This window comes from Marinobacterium ramblicola, assembly GCF_019084545.1.
GTDB classification, from domain to species: Bacteria; Pseudomonadota; Gammaproteobacteria; order Pseudomonadales; family Balneatricaceae; genus Marinobacterium_D; species Marinobacterium_D ramblicola.
In genome coordinates, this window is the sequence record NZ_JAHREP010000001.1 from 260,447 (window position 1) to 278,245 (window position 17,799).

Below are 17,799 nucleotides of genomic sequence, written 5' to 3' on the forward strand. Positions count from 1 at the left end.
CACCATGAAACACAAGGGAAGCTGCCATTGCGGCAGAATTGCCTTCGAGATCGAAGGCGAGATCGAGAGCGCAATGTCATGCAACTGTTCGATCTGCTCGCGCAAGGGGTCACTACTGTGGTTCGCCCCTCGGGAGAAGCTGAAGCTGCTTACTCCGGAGGATGATATGAGTACTTACATGTTCAACAAACATGTGATCAAGCATCGCTTCTGCCCGGTTTGCGGTATCCACCCCTTCGGCGAGGGTGTGGATCACGAGGGCAATGCGATGGCGGCGATCAACATCCGCTGTATCGAAGGGATCGATCTGTCGGATATTCCTGTACAGGAGTTTGACGGTCGGTCGTTGTGATGCTGCTCGATACGTGAAAGGTGCGTCATGCGGTTTATGACGCCAGAGCCAGAGGAGCCATCTAAGGCAGCAGCCGGTCATACTCCTGCTTGACCACGGCGTAGCATTCGCAGGTGCGAGCCTCCAGGCCCTGCCGGTCAAGCACTCTGATGTGCCCTCGGTGATACTGGATCAGGCCGTCCTCCTGCAACTGGTGGGCAACGGTGGTTACGCCTTCCCGCCGCACGCCGAGCATATTGGCCATCAGCTCCTGGGTCATGAACAGCTCGTCCGAGGGTAGTCGATCGTGGCTTAACAGCAGCCAGCGGCAGAGCTGCTGATCCAGCGAATGATGCCGATTGCAGACCGCGGTTTGTGACATCTGGGTCAGCAGTGCCTGGGTGTAACGCAAAAGCAGACGTTGCAGCGTGGTGTTGGCCTGAAACTCAGCTTTCAGGATCTGCTCGGGGAGACGGTAGGCGGTGCCCTCGCTCTGCACGACGGCGCGATTGGGCATGGTGTCGCCACCCATGAACAGCGCTATGCCGAGCACGCCCTCGTTGCCGACGACCGATACTTCGGCCGAGTCGCCGTTAAGTGTTACATAGAGCAGGGAGATGATGGAGTCGGTCGGGAAGTAGGCGTGGTGTAGTTCGCTGCCCGACTCGTGCAAGGTGGCGCCGAGTGACAGTTCTATCTCTTCCAGATGGGGCGCAAGACGACCGTATTCAGGAGCCGGCAAGGCTGCTAACAGGCGGTTTTGCTGCGGATTTGAAACTGTTTCCATAATCGTGCTCCAACGCTGTCTCCATACAAGGCCGCCGCCCGGTCAATGCTGTGGCAGGCTGGTTTTTAAAAGCAGTATAGGAAAGCAGGCGTGAAAACACTTACGGGAGCTGGTATCCGCACAGGCAAGTGCGTAAAGGGGAGGGCGGCGCTTATGAGCGCCGCCAAGGAGTGCATAGCTCAAAGTGACGATGAGGCGGTACAGGCGCTAACTGCGCCTGCACCCGAACCGGTTTAGCGTTTGATCAGGGAGATCTTGGTACCCTCGATCGTGATGCCGGCCATCAAGCCCTGTTGGTCGAATATGAACGCGTAGGCGTCCTCCTTCAGGGTCGTAGTCGAAAGGTTTCTGGCGATGCCTTCGTCCACCAGAACGACTGTAGGGCCTACGCCGAGCTCCCAGCCTTTCGATTTGTCGAGATAACTTACAGCGTCGTCGCTCATCAGGAATATGGCATAGCCATAGGACTGAGCACCGATCTGAAGTCCCCAGGAACCGCTGACCGAATTGTAATAATCGACCACGGTGGAACCCCTCATCAGAGCGCCTTCGCCGTAGGAACCGCCAAAGACCAGACCTGCCTTGATCATGTTGGGGAACACCAGAATGGCCTTCGCGTTATGTGAGAGGGTCTCGGCTACCGGTTGGACTCGATAGAGTATCTGCAGTGCCTGGCGGCAGTCCTCATTCAGATCCTCGGCCGTTGCCGCCTGTGCCGAACTGATCATGCCGATCGGCATTATGGAAACCATTACCAGCACGAACGCGAGTAAAAAACGTTGAATTATCAGCATTTCTTATCCTCCCGAATTGGGAGCAGTAACGGCAACGAGATAATGGATTAATAAGGGGTGCACTTCTCGCGAAGGCAACAGGTTATCGTTGCCATTGACTGCATCCAGTTTATCGTTACGCCTGCGTCACTCCAGGGTCTTGAAAGGACCAAGGTGCTCGACGCAACGGATGCTGATATCAGGGTGGGCCTTTTAGTCATCCTCCGTCTGTGCGGTAGCGAACATAGCCGCAGGGATCTGGTATAGCGCAGGAACGAAGTCAGCTGCTTCAGGGCATCCACGCGTCCGCGGCATACCGTAGATCCTGTACAGAAAAAAGCCGGTGGAGATCGTGCAATTCCACCGGCTTCTTTTAGCGTTGGCGCGGTCGCTCGCGCTGAGCTTATTGCTTAACCCTGCTCCGGCTCATACCCCAAATTGGGTGCCAGCCAGCGCTCCGCTTCCTCCATGCTCATCCCCTTGCGCTTGGCGTAGCTCTCCACCTGGTCTTCGCTGATCTTGGCCACGCCGAAGTACTGTGACTCGGGGTGGCTGAAGTACCAGCCGCTGACCGCGGCGGTGGGCAGCATGGCGTAGCTGTCGGTGATGGTCATGCCGGCGTTGTGCTCCACGTCGAGCAGTTCCCAGAGCAGGCCCTTCTCGGTGTGATCGGGGCAGGCGGGGTAACCGGGAGCAGGGCGGATGCCGGTGTACTGCTCCTTGATCAGTGCTTCGTTGTCCAGACTCTCGTCGGCTGCATAGCCCCAGAACTCCTTGCGTACCCGCTCGTGCATCCGCTCGGCGAACGCTTCGGCGAGGCGGTCGGCCAGCGCCTTGATCATGATGCTGTGGTAGTCGTCGTGGTCCGCTTCGTATTGAGCGACGATCTCGTCGATGCCGATACCGGCGGTGACGGCGAAGGCGCCGATCCAGTCCTCCTTGCCGCTCTCCTTGGGTGCGACAAAGTCGGTCAGGCAGAGGTTCGCCTTGTCGTTCACCTTCTGCATCTGCTGTCGGAGGTGGTGCAGGCGCATCAGTCGCTTGCCGCGGCTGTCATCGGTGTACAGTTCGATATCGTCATGGCCCACGGAGTTGGCCGGGAACAGGCCGATCACGGCGCGCGCCTTGAGCTTCTTGTTGGCGATGATATCGGCCAGCATCGCCTTGGCATCGGCGTAGAGCTTGCGGGCTTCCTCGCCGACGATCTCGTCATCGAGGATACGCGGGAAACGGCCGGCCAGCTCCCAGGACTGGAAGAAGGGGGTCCAGTCGATGTAGTGGCTCAGCTCCTCCAGATCGTAGTCGTCGAACACGTGGATGCCGGGCTGGATCGGCTGGGGCGGGGTGTAGCTGTCCCAGTCGATCTTGAAGCGGTTCTCGCGGGCGGCTTCCAGGGTGACACGGCGCTGGTCGTTCTGACGCGCGGCGTGACGCTCGCGTACCGCCTGGTAGTCAGCCTTGATCTCCGCGCAAAAAGTGTCGTGACGCTCCTTGGAGAGCAGGTTCGAGGCGACGCCGACCGAGCGCGAGGCGTTGGTGACGTGCACCACCTGGTTGTTCTTGTAGTTGGGCTCGATCTTCACCGCCGTGTGCGCCTTGGAGGTGGTGGCGCCGCCGATCATCAGCGGGATATCGAAGCCCTGACGCTGCATCTCCTTGGCCACATGGACCATCTCGTCCAGCGACGGGGTGATCAGGCCCGAGAGGCCGATGATATCGGCGTTCTCTTCACGGGCGGTCTTGAGAATCTTCTCCGCGGGCACCATGACGCCGAGGTCGATGATCTCGAAGTTGTTGCACTGCAGGACCACGCCGACGATGTTCTTGCCGATATCGTGCACATCGCCCTTGACCGTGGCTATCACCACCTTGCCGGCGGAGCTGCTGGCACTGCCGGCTTTCTCCTCCTCGATGAACGGCATCAGGTAGGCCACCGCCTTCTTCATCACGCGGGCGGATTTTACCACCTGGGGCAGGAACATCTTGCCGGAGCCGAACAGATCGCCGACCACGCCCATGCCGTCCATCAGCGGGCCTTCGATCACCTGCAGCGGACGTTCGTAGTTGTGGCGGCACTCCTCCACATCCTCGTCGATGTAGTCGGCGACACCCTTGACCAGGGCGTGGGACAGACGCTCGTTTACCGGCCAGTCGCGCCAGGCCATATCCTGCTGTACCGAGGAGGCGGAGGCGCCGCCGCGATACTTCTCGGCCAACTCCAGCATCCGCTCGGTGGCATCCTCGCGGCGGTTGAGCACGATATCCTCGACGTGCTCGCGCAGATCCTGCGGCAGGTCGTCGTAGATCGCCAGCTGGCCGGCGTTGACGATACCCATATCCATGCCCTGTTGGATGGCGTGGTAGAGGAAGACGCAGTGGATCGCTTCGCGCACCTTGTCGTTGCCGCGGAAGGAGAACGACACGTTGGAGACACCGCCGGAGATCTTGGCGTAGGGCAGGTGCTGCTTGATCCAGCCGGTGGCCTGGATGAAGTCGACGGCGTAGTTGTTGTGCTCGTCGATACCGGTGGCGATGGCGAAAATGTTGGGGTCGAAGATGATATCTTCCGGCGGGAAGCCGACCTTGTCGACCAGCACCCGGTAGGAGCGCTCGCAGATCTCGATCTTGCGCTTATAAGTATCGGCCTGACCGGTCTCGTCGAACGCCATGATAACGACGGCGGCACCGTAACGGCGGATCTTGCGCGCCTGGTCGATAAACTTCTCTTCACCCTCCTTGAGGCTGATCGAGTTGACCACGCCCTTGCCCTGGATCCGTTTCAAGCCCTCTTCGATTACCTCCCACTTGGAGGAGTCGAGCATGATCGGCACGCGGGAGATATCCGGCTCGGAGGCGATCAGGTTGAGGAAACGGCTCATCGCAGCGATGGCGTCGAGCATCCCCTCATCCATGTTGATGTCGATGATCTGGGCGCCGTTCTCCACCTGTTGGCGCGCCACATCCAGCGCGGTCTCGTAGTCGCCCTCCTTGATCAGGCGGCGGAACTTGGCCGAACCGGTGACGTTGGTGCGCTCGCCGACGTTGACGAACAGCGTCTCGGCGCCAATGTTCATCGGCTCCAGGCCGGACAGGCGGCACTCGACGGCGATCTCCGGGATCTGGCGCGGGGCCTGGTCGAGAAGACCTTCGCGAATGACGCGGATATGCTCCGGCGTAGTACCGCAGCAGCCGCCGACGATATTGACGAAGCCGGACTGCGCCCACTCGCGGATCTCGTCGCGCATCTGCTCCGGGGTCTCGTCGTACTCGCCGAAGGCGTTGGGCAGGCCGGCGTTGGGGTGCACGGAGACGAAGGTATCGGCGACGCGGGAGAGCTCCTCCACGTACTGTCTGAGCTCCTTCGGGCCGAGGGCACAGTTCAAACCGATGCTGATCGGGTTGGCGTGGCGCACCGAGTTCCAAAACGCCTCGGTTGTCTGGCCCGACAGGGTGCGACCGGAGGCATCGGTGATGGTGCCGGAGATCATCACCGGAAGGCGGATGCCGTGATCGTCGAAATACTGCTCCACGGCGTAGATCGCCGCCTTGGCGTTCAGCGTATCGAAGATGGTCTCGATCAGGATCAGATCGGCGCCGCCCTCGACCAGGCCGTCGACCGACTCGGTATAGGACTCCACCAACTGATCGAAGGTGATATTACGGAAACCGGGGTCGTTTACATCCGGCGAGATGGTCGCGGTACGGTTGGTCGGGCCGAGCACCCCGGCCACATAGCGGGGGCGATCCGGCGTCTGTGCCGTCATCTCGGCGCAGGCTTCTTTCGCCAGACGGGCAGCGGCGACGTTGATCTCGCGGCTCAGCGACTCCATCTCGTAGTCCGCCATCGCGATCTGCGTGGCGTTGAAGGTGTTGGTCTCGATGATATCGGCACCGGCCTTCAGGTACTCCAGATGGATATCGCGGATCAGCGTGGGCTGGGTGAGCACCAGCAGATCGTTGTTGCCCTTCACGTCCAGATGCCAGTCGGCGAAGCGCTTGCCGCGGTAGTCCGCCTCCTCGAGGCGGTGAGACTGGATCATGGTGCCCATGCCGCCATCGAGAATCAGGATACGGTCGGTCAGGGCTTTTTGTAGGGTGGTGGCCAGGGAGTTCAGCAAAGTGGTGTCGCTCACGTGTCGCTTTCCATCCGATTCTGTAAAAAGAGCATCAAAAGGGGGCTATTGTACTGCAATTGGGTTCGGCTAGCCCTGAGGGTGGCTCATCTTTCTTTGAATCCGGCTCATCTGTATCAGGTAGAGCTTCAGGTTATCTTTATTGAATAAAGACTGAAGTTGCCGCCAAAACTTGAACCAATCCGTCAGGATCGGCGATTTTCTGGAAATTTATACCGCATCCGCCTAACATACCGCCGGTTTGATTAAACCAAAGCGCGTGACAGCGCGAGCGTGCCATTACAACAGATCAGGGGGTAATAAGATGTTGCAGACCTTCCTCAAGGCCAAGTTGCACCGTGTCACCGTCACTCATGCCGAACTCCATTACGAAGGCTCCTGTGCCATCGATGGCGACCTGTTAGACGCTTCCGGCATCCGCGAATATGAGATGGTGCACATCTACAACATCAACAACGGTGAGCGTTTTACCACCTATGCCATCCGCGCCGAAAAGGGCAGCGGTGTCATCTCCGTCAACGGTGCCGCCGCGCACAAGGCGAGCAAGGGCGACCTGCTGATCATCGGTGCCTACGTGCAGCTGACCGAGAAGGAGGTTGATACTTTCCAACCGACGCTGTGCTATTTCGAGTACGCGCAGAACGACTGTGGTGTCGGGATCAACGATGACGAGTTGCGTGCCCGCAACAAGATGACCGGCATGAAATCCGCGATTCCGGTGCAGACGGCGGATATGTAAGGATCGTTACGCTGCCACTGGTTCCGGAAGCGTGCTCGGAAACATCCGTCTACCCCGACATAAAGGGGCAAGTGCGTCTTGGCCAACCATGCGTTGGGTGCCACCCGCCTGTCGCTTTGACACCACCTCATGCCCGTCTATGCTGATAACCATTGATAAAATGCGGTTAAAGCAGGGTCGGCGGCGATGGCATCCAGCATGCAAGAGAATGGCGGATTCGGGGTTGTCCAGGATAACTATCCGACCATACACAAGAGCCCTGGCGAGGGTGGTCCGACACCCAATTTGGCCGACTATGAAGCGACACGAGCCGCCTTTAGCTGGGATAAAATCCGTGAGGAACTTGATGGCCTACCCGATAACCAGGGCCTCAATATTGCCTATGAAGCGGTAGACCGCCACGTTGCCAAGGGGCAGGGCGACAAGATCGCGCTACGTTGGCTTGGTAAAATGGGCGAGAGCCGCGAGTTCAGCTTCGACGATCTGCGCCGCCAAACCAACCGTTTTGCCAATCTTCTGCAGACACTTCGCATCGCCGAGGGCGACAGAGTCTTTGTACTCTGTACCCGTATCCCCGAACTCTATATCGCGGCGCTCGGGACGTTGAAACACCGCGCCGTGTTCTGTCCACTGTTCTCCGCTTTCGGCCCCGAGCCCATCTCCGAGCGCGTCAATTCCGGGGATGGCCGAGTGCTGGTCACCACCCGACGGCTGTATGAGAAGAAGGTCGCGCCCTACCGCGACATCCTGCCCAATCTGGAGTTCGTGCTGCTGGTGGACGAAGAGGGCGGGGCGATCGATCTGCCCGGAACCCTGGATCTGGTGCGGCTGATGCAGGCGCAGAGCGATGAATACACCATCGGCCCCACCGACCCGGAGTCGATGGCGCTGCTGCATTTCACCAGCGGCACCACCGGCAAGCCCAAGGGCGCGATCCATGTACACCAGGCGGTGCTGATGCACTACATGACCGGCAAGTACGCGCTGGACCTGCATGACGAGGATATCTTCTGGTGCACCGCCGATCCCGGCTGGGTCACCGGCACCTCCTACGGCATCATCGCGCCTTTGCTACACGGCGTGACCATGCTGGTGGACGAGCCCGATTTTGACGGTCCGCGCTGGTACAGCATTCTGCAGGAGCAGCATGTGACGGTCTGGTACACAGCGCCCACGGCGATCCGCATGCTGATGAAACTGGGGCGCGATCTGGCCAAGCAGTACAACCATCCGCAGCTGCGTTTCGTGGCCAGTGTGGGCGAACCGCTCAACCCCGAAGCGGTGGTCTGGGGCCAGAAGGCATTGGGGCTGCCGATCCACGACAACTGGTGGCAGACCGAGACCGGCGGCATCATGATCGCCAACCTACCGGCGCTGGATATCCGACCTGGTTCAATGGGGCGCCCGCTGCCGGGTGTCACCGCCACCATCGTGCGTCGCCTGGAGGGTGGAGGGATCGAGGAGGTCACCGCACCCGATGAGGAGGGCGAGCTGGCGTTGAAACCGGGCTGGCCCTCCATGTTCCGTGGCTACCTGCATAACGAGGCGCGCTACAACCGCTGCTTTGTCGACGGCTGGTATCTGACCGAAGATCTGGCGAAGCGCGATGCCGACGGTTACTTCTGGTTCGTCGGTCGTGCCGACGACGTGATCAAGTCCGCCGGGCATCTTATCGGTCCGTTCGAGGTGGAAAGCGCACTGATCGAACATCCTGCAGTGGCCGAGGCCGGGGTGATCGGTGTGCCGGAACCGACGCTGGGGCAGATGGTCAAGGCCTTTGTCAGTCTCAATCCCGGCTATGAACCCAGCGAGGCGCTCAAGCGCGAGCTGCTCGGACATGCACGTAAACGTCTGGGGGCCGCCGTGGCGCCGAAAGAGATCGCCTTCGAGGAGAAGCTGCCGAAGACGCGCAGTGGCAAGATCATGCGCCGCTTGCTGAAGGCGCGTGAAACCGGCGAAACCCTGCGTGATACCTCAACCCTGGAAGACTGAATCCGTTTCTGCGAAATTGGAGAGCCGAGTCATGATCACAGCAGCCGAACCGCTACCCGATACTGTCGACGGCGAACACGCGCTGGTGCTGTTTACCCAGATGCTGCGGGTACGTCGGTTCGAGGAGAAAAGCGCCGAGATGTACAGCAAGGGCAACATCCGTGGCTTTCTGCACCTGTATATCGGCGAAGAGGCGGTCGGTACCGGTATCATGCAATCCGTGGCGCCGCAGGATGCGGTAGTGGCCACCTACCGCGAGCATGGCCATGCCCTGCTGCGCGGTATCCCGATGAACGCGGTGATGGCGGAGATGTTCGGTAAACAGGAGGGGTGCAGTCGCGGTCGAGGTGGCTCGATGCACCTGTTCGACAAGGCGACGCGGTTCATTGGAGGTAACGCGATTGTCGGTGGTGGACTGCCGGTAGCGGTCGGGTATGCGCTCGCCGCCAAGATGCGCGGAACCGATGCCGTCGCCTGGTGCATCTTCGGTGAGGGGGCAATGGCGGAGGGCGAGTTTCACGAATCCCTGAACCTGGCCGAACTGTGGCAGTTGCCGGTGGTGTTCTGCTGCGAGAACAACTTCTACGCCATGGGCACGGCGCTGGATCGCTCGGAGTCGGAAACCAGGCTGGTGGAGAAGGCGCGCAGCTACAGGTTGGATGCTGAAGTGGTCGACGGCATGGACGTGCTGGCTACCGAAGCGGCGGCACGCCGGGCGGCGGACAGCGCCCGATCCGGCAACGGCCCCTACTTCATTGAGTTCCAAACCTACCGCTTCAAGGCACACTCCATGTTCGACGCCGAACGTTACCGCAGCAAGGAGGAGGTGCACGAGCATGAACTGCATGGCCCACTGCGCACCTTCGCCGCCCGTTTGAGTGCATCCGGTCTGCTCGATGACGACAAGCGCGCCACGCTGGAGGCGGAGATCGCCGCCGAGATCGAGGCAGCGGTCGCCTTTGCTGAGGCCGGAACCCCGGAGCCGGTCGATGATCTGACCCGCTTCGTCTATTCGGAGGTGCAGCCATGAACAGCAGCGAGCCGACGGCCATGCGCGAGATCACCTACCGCGAAGCGGCACGGGAAGCGCTGCACGAAGCGTTGACTAACGACGAACGTGTGTTTTTGATGGGGGAGGACGTGGGACGTTATGGCGGATCCTACGCGGTGAGTCTCGGCTTTCTCGAGGAGTTCGGGCCAGAGAGGATCCGCGATACGCCGCTGTCCGAATCCGCTTTCGTCGGTGCCGGTATCGGTGCGGCCATCGGGGGCATGCGCCCAATCGTCGAGGTGATGACGGTCAATTTCAGCTTGCTGGCGGCGGATCAGATCATCAACACCGCCGCCACCTATCTGCATATGTCCGGCGGCCAGATCAACGTACCGCTGGTGATCCGCATGGCGACCGGCGGTGGATTGCAACTGGCGGCGCAACACTCGCACAGCCTGGAGAACCTCTACGCCCACATTCCCGGGTTGAAGGTGCTCACCCCGGCGACCGTGGAGGATGTTCGCGGCATGCTCGCCACCGCATTGGCCGACCCGGATCCGGTGCTGATCTTCGAGCATATCCTGCTCTACAACCGCAAGGGTCTGCTTGCTGAACAGGCCGGTGCCGTCGATATCGACCGTGCACGCGTGCGTCGCGAGGGTACGCATGTGAGCCTGATTACCTACGGCGGTTCTCTGTGGAAGTGCATGGAGGCTGCCGAGCTGTTGGCGCAGCAGGGGATCGAGGCCGAGGTGCTGGACCTGCGCATTCTGCGCCCCCTGGATGATGAAAGCATCATAGCGACGGTGAGCAAGACACATCGGGCGGTAATCGTCGACGAAGGCTGGCGCAGCGGCGGTATCTCGGCGGAGATCACCGCGCGGATCCATGAACAGGCGTTCTACGAGCTGGATCTGCCGGTACAACGCGTCTGCGCGGTGGAGGTGCCGATCCCCTATGCCAAACATCTGGAGGACGCCGCCTTGCCCCAGGTGGAGGAGATAGTCGCCGCAGCGAAAAAAGTGGTGAATGGCCATGACTGATTTCACCATGCCTGCGTTGGGTGCCGATATGGAGGAGGGCACGCTGGTCGAGTGGATGGTCAAGCCCGGCGACAAGGTGAAGAGCGGCGATGTGGTGGCCGTGATCGAAACGGTCAAGGGCGCGATCGAAACCGAGATCTTCGAAGAGGGCACCGTCGGTGAACTGCGGGTGAAGGTTGGCGAGACCGTGCCCGTGGGCACCGTGCTGGCGACGATCATCGGAACTAGCGCGGAAAAAGCGCCTGTTGAGCCGGCTTCCAAGGCAACCGAGGCGGCACCGGAGTCGGCTGCTGAAACCGAATATTTACCCGCTGCACCGGCGCCTGTCGAGGGCGTGGTTCGTGCATCCCCGGCCGCACGCAAGCTGGCTGGCGATCTGGGGCTGGCGTTGGCAGGTATCACCGGCAGTGGTCCGGGCGGTGCGGTTACGCTGGCCGATGTGCAGGCGCAGGCACCAACCATCTCGCCGCAGACGGCAAAACCCGGCACCAAGCGTGGGTTCGATCCGGACGCCATGCGGCGAGGCATCGCAGCGGCGATGGCGAAATCGAAGCGGGAGATTCCGCACTATTACCTTTCCACCCGGATCGACATGACACGCGCGCAGCAGTGGCTTGCCGAGGAGAACGCCAGGCGCCGGATTGGGGACCGATTGTTGCCATTGGTGTTGCCGCTGAAAGCGATGGCGCTGGCGCTGCACCAGGTACCGGAACTGAACGGCTTCTACATCGACGACACATTCACGCAGAGCGAGAAGGTCCATGTAGGCGTCGCGATTGCGCTGCGTGGCGGTGGTCTGGTGGCACCTGCGCTACACGATGTGGCGCGGAAAACGCTGGACGAGCTTATGCACGACCTCAACGACCTGATCACCCGCGCCCGCACCGGCATGCTGCGCAGTTCGGAGATGACGGATCCGACCATCACCCTGAGCAATATGGGTGAGACCGGTGTGGAGGATATCTTCGGCATCATATATCCGCCGCAGGTGGCGCTTGTCGGATTGGGCAAAGTGCTCGACCGGCCCTGGGTCGAAGGCGGCAGAATCGAGCCCAGGCCGATCATGCAGGTGTCCCTGTCTGCCGATCATCGGGTCAGCGATGGCCATCGTGGCGGCATCTTTCTGAATGCCTTTGACAAACTGATGCAGAAACCGGAGGCGCTGTGAACGACGCGAGCAAAAATCCCACCGTTGTCCGCGAGATACTGAAACGTGAGCTCTCCAACATTGCGCCCGAAACCGACCTCGATGCGCTGGAGTCGTCGGCGGATCTGCGTGAGGAGCTGGATCTCGACTCCTTCGACTTTGTGCGCTTCATCACCGCTGTATGTGCGGCGCTGGATATGGATGTGCCGGAGCAGGATTACATGCAGTTCTCCACGCTGGCGCAGGCGGAGCAGTATCTGATCGGCCGGGCCTGAGCCCGCGAATTGTCATCCATACAATCGATTGTTGTGCTGACAAAAATGTCGAGGTCTCGCCTCGACCCTGCCGTATCCCGCTTGTAAGCTCAAACCATAGGACATGACGCGAAGGCATGACGCGCCGAACCACGGGCGGACAGGGCGGGAGGCAGGAATGCGCAAGACGGAAAAGCTTTACTATCAGGACCCTTACCGGATCTCGACAACGGCGACGGTCGTCAGGATCGATGACGACGCGCTGGCGCTGGACAGAACGATTGCCTACCCCGAAGGGGGTGGACAGGAGGCCGAGATCCGCCGTATCGGCGATATCGCCAACCGTTATATAGAGGCGGACCATCCGATCCGCCTCTATGCCAGCGAACAGCACCCGGATGCGCGCTATTGGGAGTGTGCTGGCCAAGTGATGCCCTGTGGCGGCACCCATATCGAGCGTACCGGCCCTATCGGCCACCTGACGATCAAGCGCAAGAATATCGGCAAGGGCAAAGAGCGGGTGATCTGCATGCTGCCGGAGCTGGAGTACTCCGTCGCGCAGTATCGATAACAAGCCGTCAGATCAGTAGCACCGCCAACCCCAATGCATAGAGCAGCAGCACGGCCAGACTCTCGAATCCGATCCGGGCAAAGCCCCGCTCCTCGCGCCGGATCAATCCCATCATCAGAAAGGCTGACATCAGTAGCGTCAGAAGGGTCCAGGCCAGGGTCGTATCGGACATGACGTGATAGATGGAACCGTCACGGTAGGCGATATCGGAGGCGGCGGTAAAGAGCGTATCGAAGGCATTGCCGCCGATGATACCGCCCACCGCCAGCGTCAATGCGCCCCTTCTCACAGCGGCCAGGCAGGTTACCAGTTCAGGTAGCGAGGTGCTGGTGGCGGTCAGCAGTACGCCGATCAGCGTTTCGCCCAACCCGGTCTGCTCGGCAAGCGCAGAAGCGGCATGCTCCAACAGCCAGCCCGACAAGCCCAGTAGCAGCATCAAGACCAGAAAGTTCACCAGCAACAGCGGCAGGGAGAGCCGGGTGTTGCTGCTCTCCGGTATGTCCGGGCGGGTCGAGCGGGTCTTGGCTGCCCGCCATAGCGGTGTGTCGCGCACCCGTTTGACCAAACCAAGGCCGTAGAGGTACAGGAGGATCAGACAGAAGGTGAGCGGGTGGATCTCCCACAGCGTAAAATCAGGCAGAAGTGGCGCGAGTGCGATCAGTGCCAGCAGCGCAATCAATAGTGCGGTCTGCATCATGTTTTCCGCCGAGGCGGCGGCATGTTCCAGGTTGGCACGTCGATAGGTGATATCGGCAATTGCCAGGAATACGGTCTGCACAGCGATCCCGCCCAGCGCATTGCTGACAGCGAGTTCGGGATGACCATTCCAGGCCGCGGTCACCGACAGCACCGAGCCGGACAGCGAGGTGGCGGCCCCCATCAGCACGCCGCCCGCCAACGCCTCGCCGATTCGGATCCTGTCCGCCAGTTGGTCGACGATGCGGGTGATACGGGTGCCTGTGACCAGTATCGCCAGAGCACAGCCGGTGAACAGAGTCAGATTGAACCAGAGCGATCCCGTATCGATAACAGGCAAGCCGTGCCTCCCCCAATGATGTCAGATCCGGTTCAATCAAGTGTAGTCGCGACACAAACGTCCGTGCGCGGGCGGGGCGGAACCGGGACCTCCGGTTGTCGTCAAACGCTTGAAGTTGCATGCTGAGGGTTCATGCAGTGAACGGGTTGCCGGTGAGGTGAGTGCGGTGAGAAGAGTGGCTGAGTATTTACGTCTGGTGACTTTTGTGGCCGGCGTGCTGGTGGGGATCCAGTTGCCCGGCTTCGTCGACCAGTACGGCAAGGCGCTGCAGGCGCATCAGCGCGAGTCGGCCGCGAGCCTTAGGGAGTTTCAGGACGATGCGGAGCGCTATTTTGGCGGCAGTCTGGAGAGGCTGGCCGAGTATTACCGCAGCAGCCCCGATGAGGTGTTCAACGCAGGCGGGCTCAGTATCGGTGCCCTAGCGCAGCGCAACGAGGCGCTGACCCGCGCCGTGAGTCGTTTCTACCGATCCCCGTTCAGCCCCTATGTTCAGACCCTGCTCGAACCGGTCGACGAGATCAGGCGGGATGTGATCGAACGCTACACCTACACGGTCGTGCTCAACGGCTGGGCGATCGGTTTTGGCCTGCTGAGCGGCTTTGTTTGTGCGCTGGTGCTCGAGTTGCTGTGGGGTGGAACCGCGCATCTGACACGGCGCTGTTATCACCTCGCCAAAGGCTCGAATCGACCGGGCCGTCCTACCTAGTTATACCGAGCAACCCACCTCTTCCGTCTGCTCACTGACCCGGTTCCGGCCGTCGTTCTTGGCGGTCAGCAGGGCGTGGTCGGCGCGCTGGATCAACTCCTCCTGGGTATCCTGTTGCCCGAGCTCGGCGACGCCGAGGCTCAGTGAAACGCCGATCAACTGATCCTTTAGCTGCAACTGATGGGACTCAACCGCCCGGCGCAGCTTTTCCGCGAAGCGACGGGCCTGTGCCTGATCGCTGTTGGGCAGGATAAACAGGAATTCATCGCCGCCCCAGCGGCAGATCAGATCCGAGGTGCGGGTGATCGAGGTGAAGAGCCGAGCTATAGAGCGGATCAGCAGGTCGCCGGTGGGGTGGCCGTAGGTGTCGTTCACCTGCTTGAACCCGTCCAGATCGGCGATGACGCAACTCAAGGGTTCCTGGTTGCGGCGCGCCCGGGCGATCTGCTGCGGCAGCATCCGGTCGAGCATCTGGCGATTGGCCAGCCCCGTCAACTTGTCAGTGTGTGCCAGGGTTTCCAGGCGCCGCTGGAACCGACTGATCGTAACCCAGGCCAGCGACAGCACCACCAAGGTGATTACGGCTGCACCGGCTAGGTTCAGCAGCAGTGTATGGAATATCTTCTCATTCGTTGGACTATTGGTCTGTTCCACGATCAGGTACCAGTTGAACTCGGGGACCAGGCGGCTGTTGACATACACCGTCTCGCCGTCGCGCTCGAAATTGAACGCAGTGCTCGGCGACGTGAGGATGCGTGTGGCGTATAGCCCCAGGTTCGGGCTGTTGCGAATCTGCTCAGCGCCAGTGTAGGCATCACTGTGCATGGTGACGGTACCGAAACGGTTGACGAAGTATATCTCCCGGTTGAACCGGAGCTGGTAGTCGTCGATCAACTGTTTGACCATCGAGGTGGAGAGGCCGACGCCGGTGGCACCGATGAAGTTGCCGCTGTAGTCGTACACCTTGTAGTTGATGAACACGGTGAGGCGGCTGGGGTCGGCGGTGTCGCGATCGATATTGATCTCGTACGGTTCGACACTGTGCTTGAAATTGAAATACCAGGCATCCTGCGGATCGTGTTTGTTGACCTCCTTGATTGCGCCCTTGGGGTGGTAGTAAAGGCGAGTTCTGTCGGAGACGAAGAAGCTGGTCTCGGTGTCGTAGCGCTGCTGTATCTCCTTCAGGTAGCGAGTGACGGGGGTGCTATCCTGCTCACCATCGAGCGCCCAGTCACGCAAAAAGGTGTCGTGCGCCATCAGCGAGGAGATAAATATCGGACGCAACAGGTCGCGCTGAATTTCCGAGTAGATGTTGTCGCCGGTCAGCGGCAATGTGCTCTCTTCGATCTCCTGTGCAAGGCTGTCGTGGGCAGCGAAATAGCTGACCAGGCTAGTGCCGATAAAGGCGGTGAAGAGGATCAGCGCGAGGACGATCAGGATCTGGTATTTCTTGGTCACAGGGAATTCTCTGGATTACGACACCGGTAATGATAGAAGAACGGCGTTAGCCATAGAGAAACCTGCCGCCTGCCGCATTGGCAACCGTCACCAGACCCAGTATCAGATTGATGCCGACGATCTGGCGGATCTGGTTCAACGCCTTGCCGCCTGCGGGCCAGTCCTGCGCCGCCACCGCTTTTTTCAGGCGCTGAAACGGGGCGAAGTATAGATGCAGGAAGAGCAGAATCATCAGGTAGCCGGTCCCGAGCATGATATGCACATGGAGACCCGCATATTTGAAGCCGCCCATCAGTGCAATCATCCAGTGGCCGGTGACGGGCAGGGTGATGATGGCAATCCACACCCAGAGGAAAAAGCGAGTGAACAGATTCGACCAGAGCGGAAGCCGCTGAGCCGGCTCAAGCAGAGACCCCGCTACGGGCCGCAGGCAGACATACGCCAGAAACATACCGCCGACCCAGATTACGGCCGCCAGCAAGTGCAGTGATAACGCGAAAGCCATGGGAGTATCCCTTCTCAACCGATTGACTACTGATTCTAGCAGTAACCGCCGGAGTGGCAGAACCGGTTCCCTGACGATTACACCCTGCGTAGGTCTCGACTCTCATCGAAGGAGCTGCCTAGCTGGCGTCTGATCTCCTGCTCAATTTGCTGCTCTATCCGCTGACGCTCCTCATATGGTAGCGCCGCCAGCGTTTCCTCCGTCAGCCCCATATCCTTGAGCATCAGGTAGCGAATCCTCTCCGCAGAACTCATGCTGAGCAATTTGATCAACTCCTCCCGCGCATCGATCGGCTCTTCAGAGGTGGCGGGTGAGTATTCTGACCGTGAATGGTTATCCTGAGTCTGCTTTTGTCGATCGGGCTCTTTTCTTGCCGCTTCCTGTGCCAGTATCTCGGCAAAGACGCTGTTGGTCGGTGCCGTGCCGGATGATCCCCGGCCGGAAAGCGGCGAGGTATAAGGGGGCTTGGTTACCTTGAGCATGCTGCCTACCTCCTCCATCAGGATTGATCGGAAAGTATTCAGCAAAAGGTGTGCCTGCGCCCCGTGGCAAATGGTTTCAACAACTTAAATATGATTCTTAAACCCGATGCGGCAAAAGTGTTCCCCGTAGGTATGAATACCCTTGCCGCCAGTACAGGGAACTGCACAGAGATTCCGCATCATCAGGAGCATTCTCCAGGACACGGGCATTAGCAGATGGGAAAACCCTCGGCTGACTCGATAACCTAACGCTGTGGACGGGTCCGGATCAGTGATTGGTCAACCAGTCTTCGGTGCCGCCCTCGTAGTCGTATATGCTTTTGAAACCCGCTTGCTCCAGCGCGTCGGCCGCTTTATTTGAGACCGGACAGTCGAAATTAGCGCAATAGACCACTATTTTACGATCTTTATCTCCAGCCACGCTTTCGACAGTATCGATGAAATCGCTATTTTCATAAGGAATATTGATTGAAGTCCGTATATGTTGCTTCTCGAAAGTTTCTCGAGGTAACACGTTTATCAAGACGAAATCGTCTCGATCTATATCGTTCATCTGTTCTAGCTCTTGTCGGGTAATAGATTGCATGCTTCTCTCCTAAATTGTATTGAACTATTGATATTAAAATATCGATAGTGCTCTCTGGATCAGAGGAATGCATCGGGCTGCTTAGGCTCGATGGGTTGAAGGGTATATCGGTTATCAGGTGTGGAGCGTAGATAAAAATATTAAGAAACGCTCTTTATTTAGAAATGCTCTATATTTATAACTCCTCAATTTTATGACCGCTTATGGAATACCTTAACGCAGATTTAACTCACATCCCATTAATCAAGCATACAAAAATTCAAGG

Annotated in this window: 17 protein-coding genes; 9 read left to right on the plus strand and 8 right to left on the minus strand. The window is 59.5% G+C overall.

Going from position 1 to position 17,799, the window contains the following annotated elements; genetic code table 11:
- The first annotated feature begins 4 nt into the window (after nucleotides 1–4).
- Nucleotides 5–352, plus strand: a complete 348-nt coding sequence (locus KQ940_RS01040; protein WP_217410845.1) for a GFA family protein — start codon at nucleotides 5–7, stop codon at nucleotides 350–352.
- Nucleotides 353–413: 61 nt separating this feature from the next.
- Here the strand turns inward: KQ940_RS01040 and KQ940_RS01045 are convergent, their stop codons facing one another.
- The 3 genes from KQ940_RS01045 to metH form a co-directional block, all read right to left on the minus strand.
- The gene (locus tag KQ940_RS01045; protein ID WP_217410846.1) at nucleotides 414–1,118 is read right to left on the minus strand and encodes a Crp/Fnr family transcriptional regulator; all 705 of its coding nucleotides are present in this window, start codon (nucleotides 1,116–1,118) and stop codon (nucleotides 414–416) included.
- 233 nt (nucleotides 1,119–1,351) lie between these two features.
- On the minus strand, nucleotides 1,352–1,912 hold the full coding sequence (locus KQ940_RS01050) for a lipid-binding SYLF domain-containing protein (RefSeq protein ID WP_217410848.1): 561 nt from the start codon (nucleotides 1,910–1,912) through the stop codon (nucleotides 1,352–1,354).
- Between the two features lie 389 nt (nucleotides 1,913–2,301).
- Complete coding sequence (gene metH / locus KQ940_RS01055; protein ID WP_217410849.1) at nucleotides 2,302–6,024, minus strand: methionine synthase; 3,723 nt, start codon at nucleotides 6,022–6,024, stop codon at nucleotides 2,302–2,304.
- 304 nt (nucleotides 6,025–6,328) lie between these two features.
- On the opposite strand from metH, the gene panD reads away from it, so the two are divergent.
- The 7 genes from panD (at nucleotide 6,329) to KQ940_RS01090 (ending at nucleotide 12,761) form a co-directional block, all read left to right on the plus strand.
- Nucleotides 6,329–6,763 carry an aspartate 1-decarboxylase gene (panD, locus tag KQ940_RS01060; RefSeq protein ID WP_217410850.1) on the plus strand — a complete coding sequence of 145 codons (435 nt, stop codon included), beginning with the start codon at nucleotides 6,329–6,331 and terminating at the stop codon, nucleotides 6,761–6,763.
- A 186-nt stretch (nucleotides 6,764–6,949) separates the two neighbouring features.
- Entirely contained in the window at nucleotides 6,950–8,755 is a 1,806-nt protein-coding gene (gene acsA, locus KQ940_RS01065; protein ID WP_246589577.1) for an acetate--CoA ligase, read from the plus strand.
- A 31-nt stretch (nucleotides 8,756–8,786) separates the two neighbouring features.
- Nucleotides 8,787–9,785: a pyruvate dehydrogenase (acetyl-transferring) E1 component subunit alpha gene (pdhA, locus tag KQ940_RS01070; protein ID WP_217410851.1), complete on the plus strand. Its 999-nt coding sequence runs from the start codon at nucleotides 8,787–8,789 to the stop codon at nucleotides 9,783–9,785.
- Complete coding sequence (locus KQ940_RS01075; RefSeq protein ID WP_246589578.1) at nucleotides 9,782–10,789, plus strand: alpha-ketoacid dehydrogenase subunit beta; 1,008 nt, start codon at nucleotides 9,782–9,784, stop codon at nucleotides 10,787–10,789. Before pdhA ends, KQ940_RS01075 begins: the two co-directional genes overlap by 4 nt.
- On the plus strand, nucleotides 10,782–11,957 hold the full coding sequence (locus KQ940_RS01080) for a dihydrolipoamide acetyltransferase family protein (protein ID WP_217410852.1): 1,176 nt from the start codon (nucleotides 10,782–10,784) through the stop codon (nucleotides 11,955–11,957). The genes KQ940_RS01075 and KQ940_RS01080 overlap by 8 nt, the downstream gene beginning before the upstream one ends.
- The gene (locus tag KQ940_RS01085; RefSeq protein WP_217410853.1) at nucleotides 11,954–12,211 is read left to right on the plus strand and encodes an acyl carrier protein; all 258 of its coding nucleotides are present in this window, start codon (nucleotides 11,954–11,956) and stop codon (nucleotides 12,209–12,211) included. The genes KQ940_RS01080 and KQ940_RS01085 overlap by 4 nt, the downstream gene beginning before the upstream one ends.
- A 157-nt stretch (nucleotides 12,212–12,368) precedes the next feature.
- Complete coding sequence (locus tag KQ940_RS01090) at nucleotides 12,369–12,761, plus strand: alanyl-tRNA editing protein (protein ID WP_246589579.1); 393 nt, start codon at nucleotides 12,369–12,371, stop codon at nucleotides 12,759–12,761.
- A gap of 7 nt (nucleotides 12,762–12,768) precedes the next feature.
- Here the strand turns inward: KQ940_RS01090 and KQ940_RS01095 are convergent, their stop codons facing one another.
- Nucleotides 12,769–13,797 carry a sodium:calcium antiporter gene (locus tag KQ940_RS01095; protein ID WP_217410857.1) on the minus strand — a complete coding sequence of 343 codons (1,029 nt, stop codon included), beginning with the start codon at nucleotides 13,795–13,797 and terminating at the stop codon, nucleotides 12,769–12,771.
- A 175-nt stretch (nucleotides 13,798–13,972) separates the two neighbouring features.
- On the opposite strand from KQ940_RS01095, the gene KQ940_RS01100 reads away from it, so the two are divergent.
- The gene (locus KQ940_RS01100; protein ID WP_217410859.1) at nucleotides 13,973–14,503 is read left to right on the plus strand and encodes a DUF2937 family protein; all 531 of its coding nucleotides are present in this window, start codon (nucleotides 13,973–13,975) and stop codon (nucleotides 14,501–14,503) included.
- On the opposite strand, the gene KQ940_RS01105 is transcribed toward KQ940_RS01100, so the two are convergent.
- From KQ940_RS01105 to KQ940_RS01120, 4 genes are all read right to left on the minus strand, one after another.
- Entirely contained in the window at nucleotides 14,504–15,961 is a 1,458-nt protein-coding gene (locus KQ940_RS01105) for a sensor domain-containing diguanylate cyclase (protein WP_217410861.1), read from the minus strand.
- Nucleotides 15,962–16,007: 46 nt separating this feature from the next.
- The gene (locus KQ940_RS01110) at nucleotides 16,008–16,466 is read right to left on the minus strand and encodes a CopD family protein (RefSeq protein WP_217410863.1); all 459 of its coding nucleotides are present in this window, start codon (nucleotides 16,464–16,466) and stop codon (nucleotides 16,008–16,010) included.
- 77 nt (nucleotides 16,467–16,543) lie between these two features.
- Nucleotides 16,544–16,948: a hypothetical protein gene (locus KQ940_RS01115; protein WP_217410864.1), complete on the minus strand. Its 405-nt coding sequence runs from the start codon at nucleotides 16,946–16,948 to the stop codon at nucleotides 16,544–16,546.
- A gap of 268 nt (nucleotides 16,949–17,216) precedes the next feature.
- Nucleotides 17,217–17,534: a rhodanese-like domain-containing protein gene (locus KQ940_RS01120; protein WP_217410865.1), complete on the minus strand. Its 318-nt coding sequence runs from the start codon at nucleotides 17,532–17,534 to the stop codon at nucleotides 17,217–17,219.
- Between the last annotated feature and the right edge of the window lie 265 nt (nucleotides 17,535–17,799).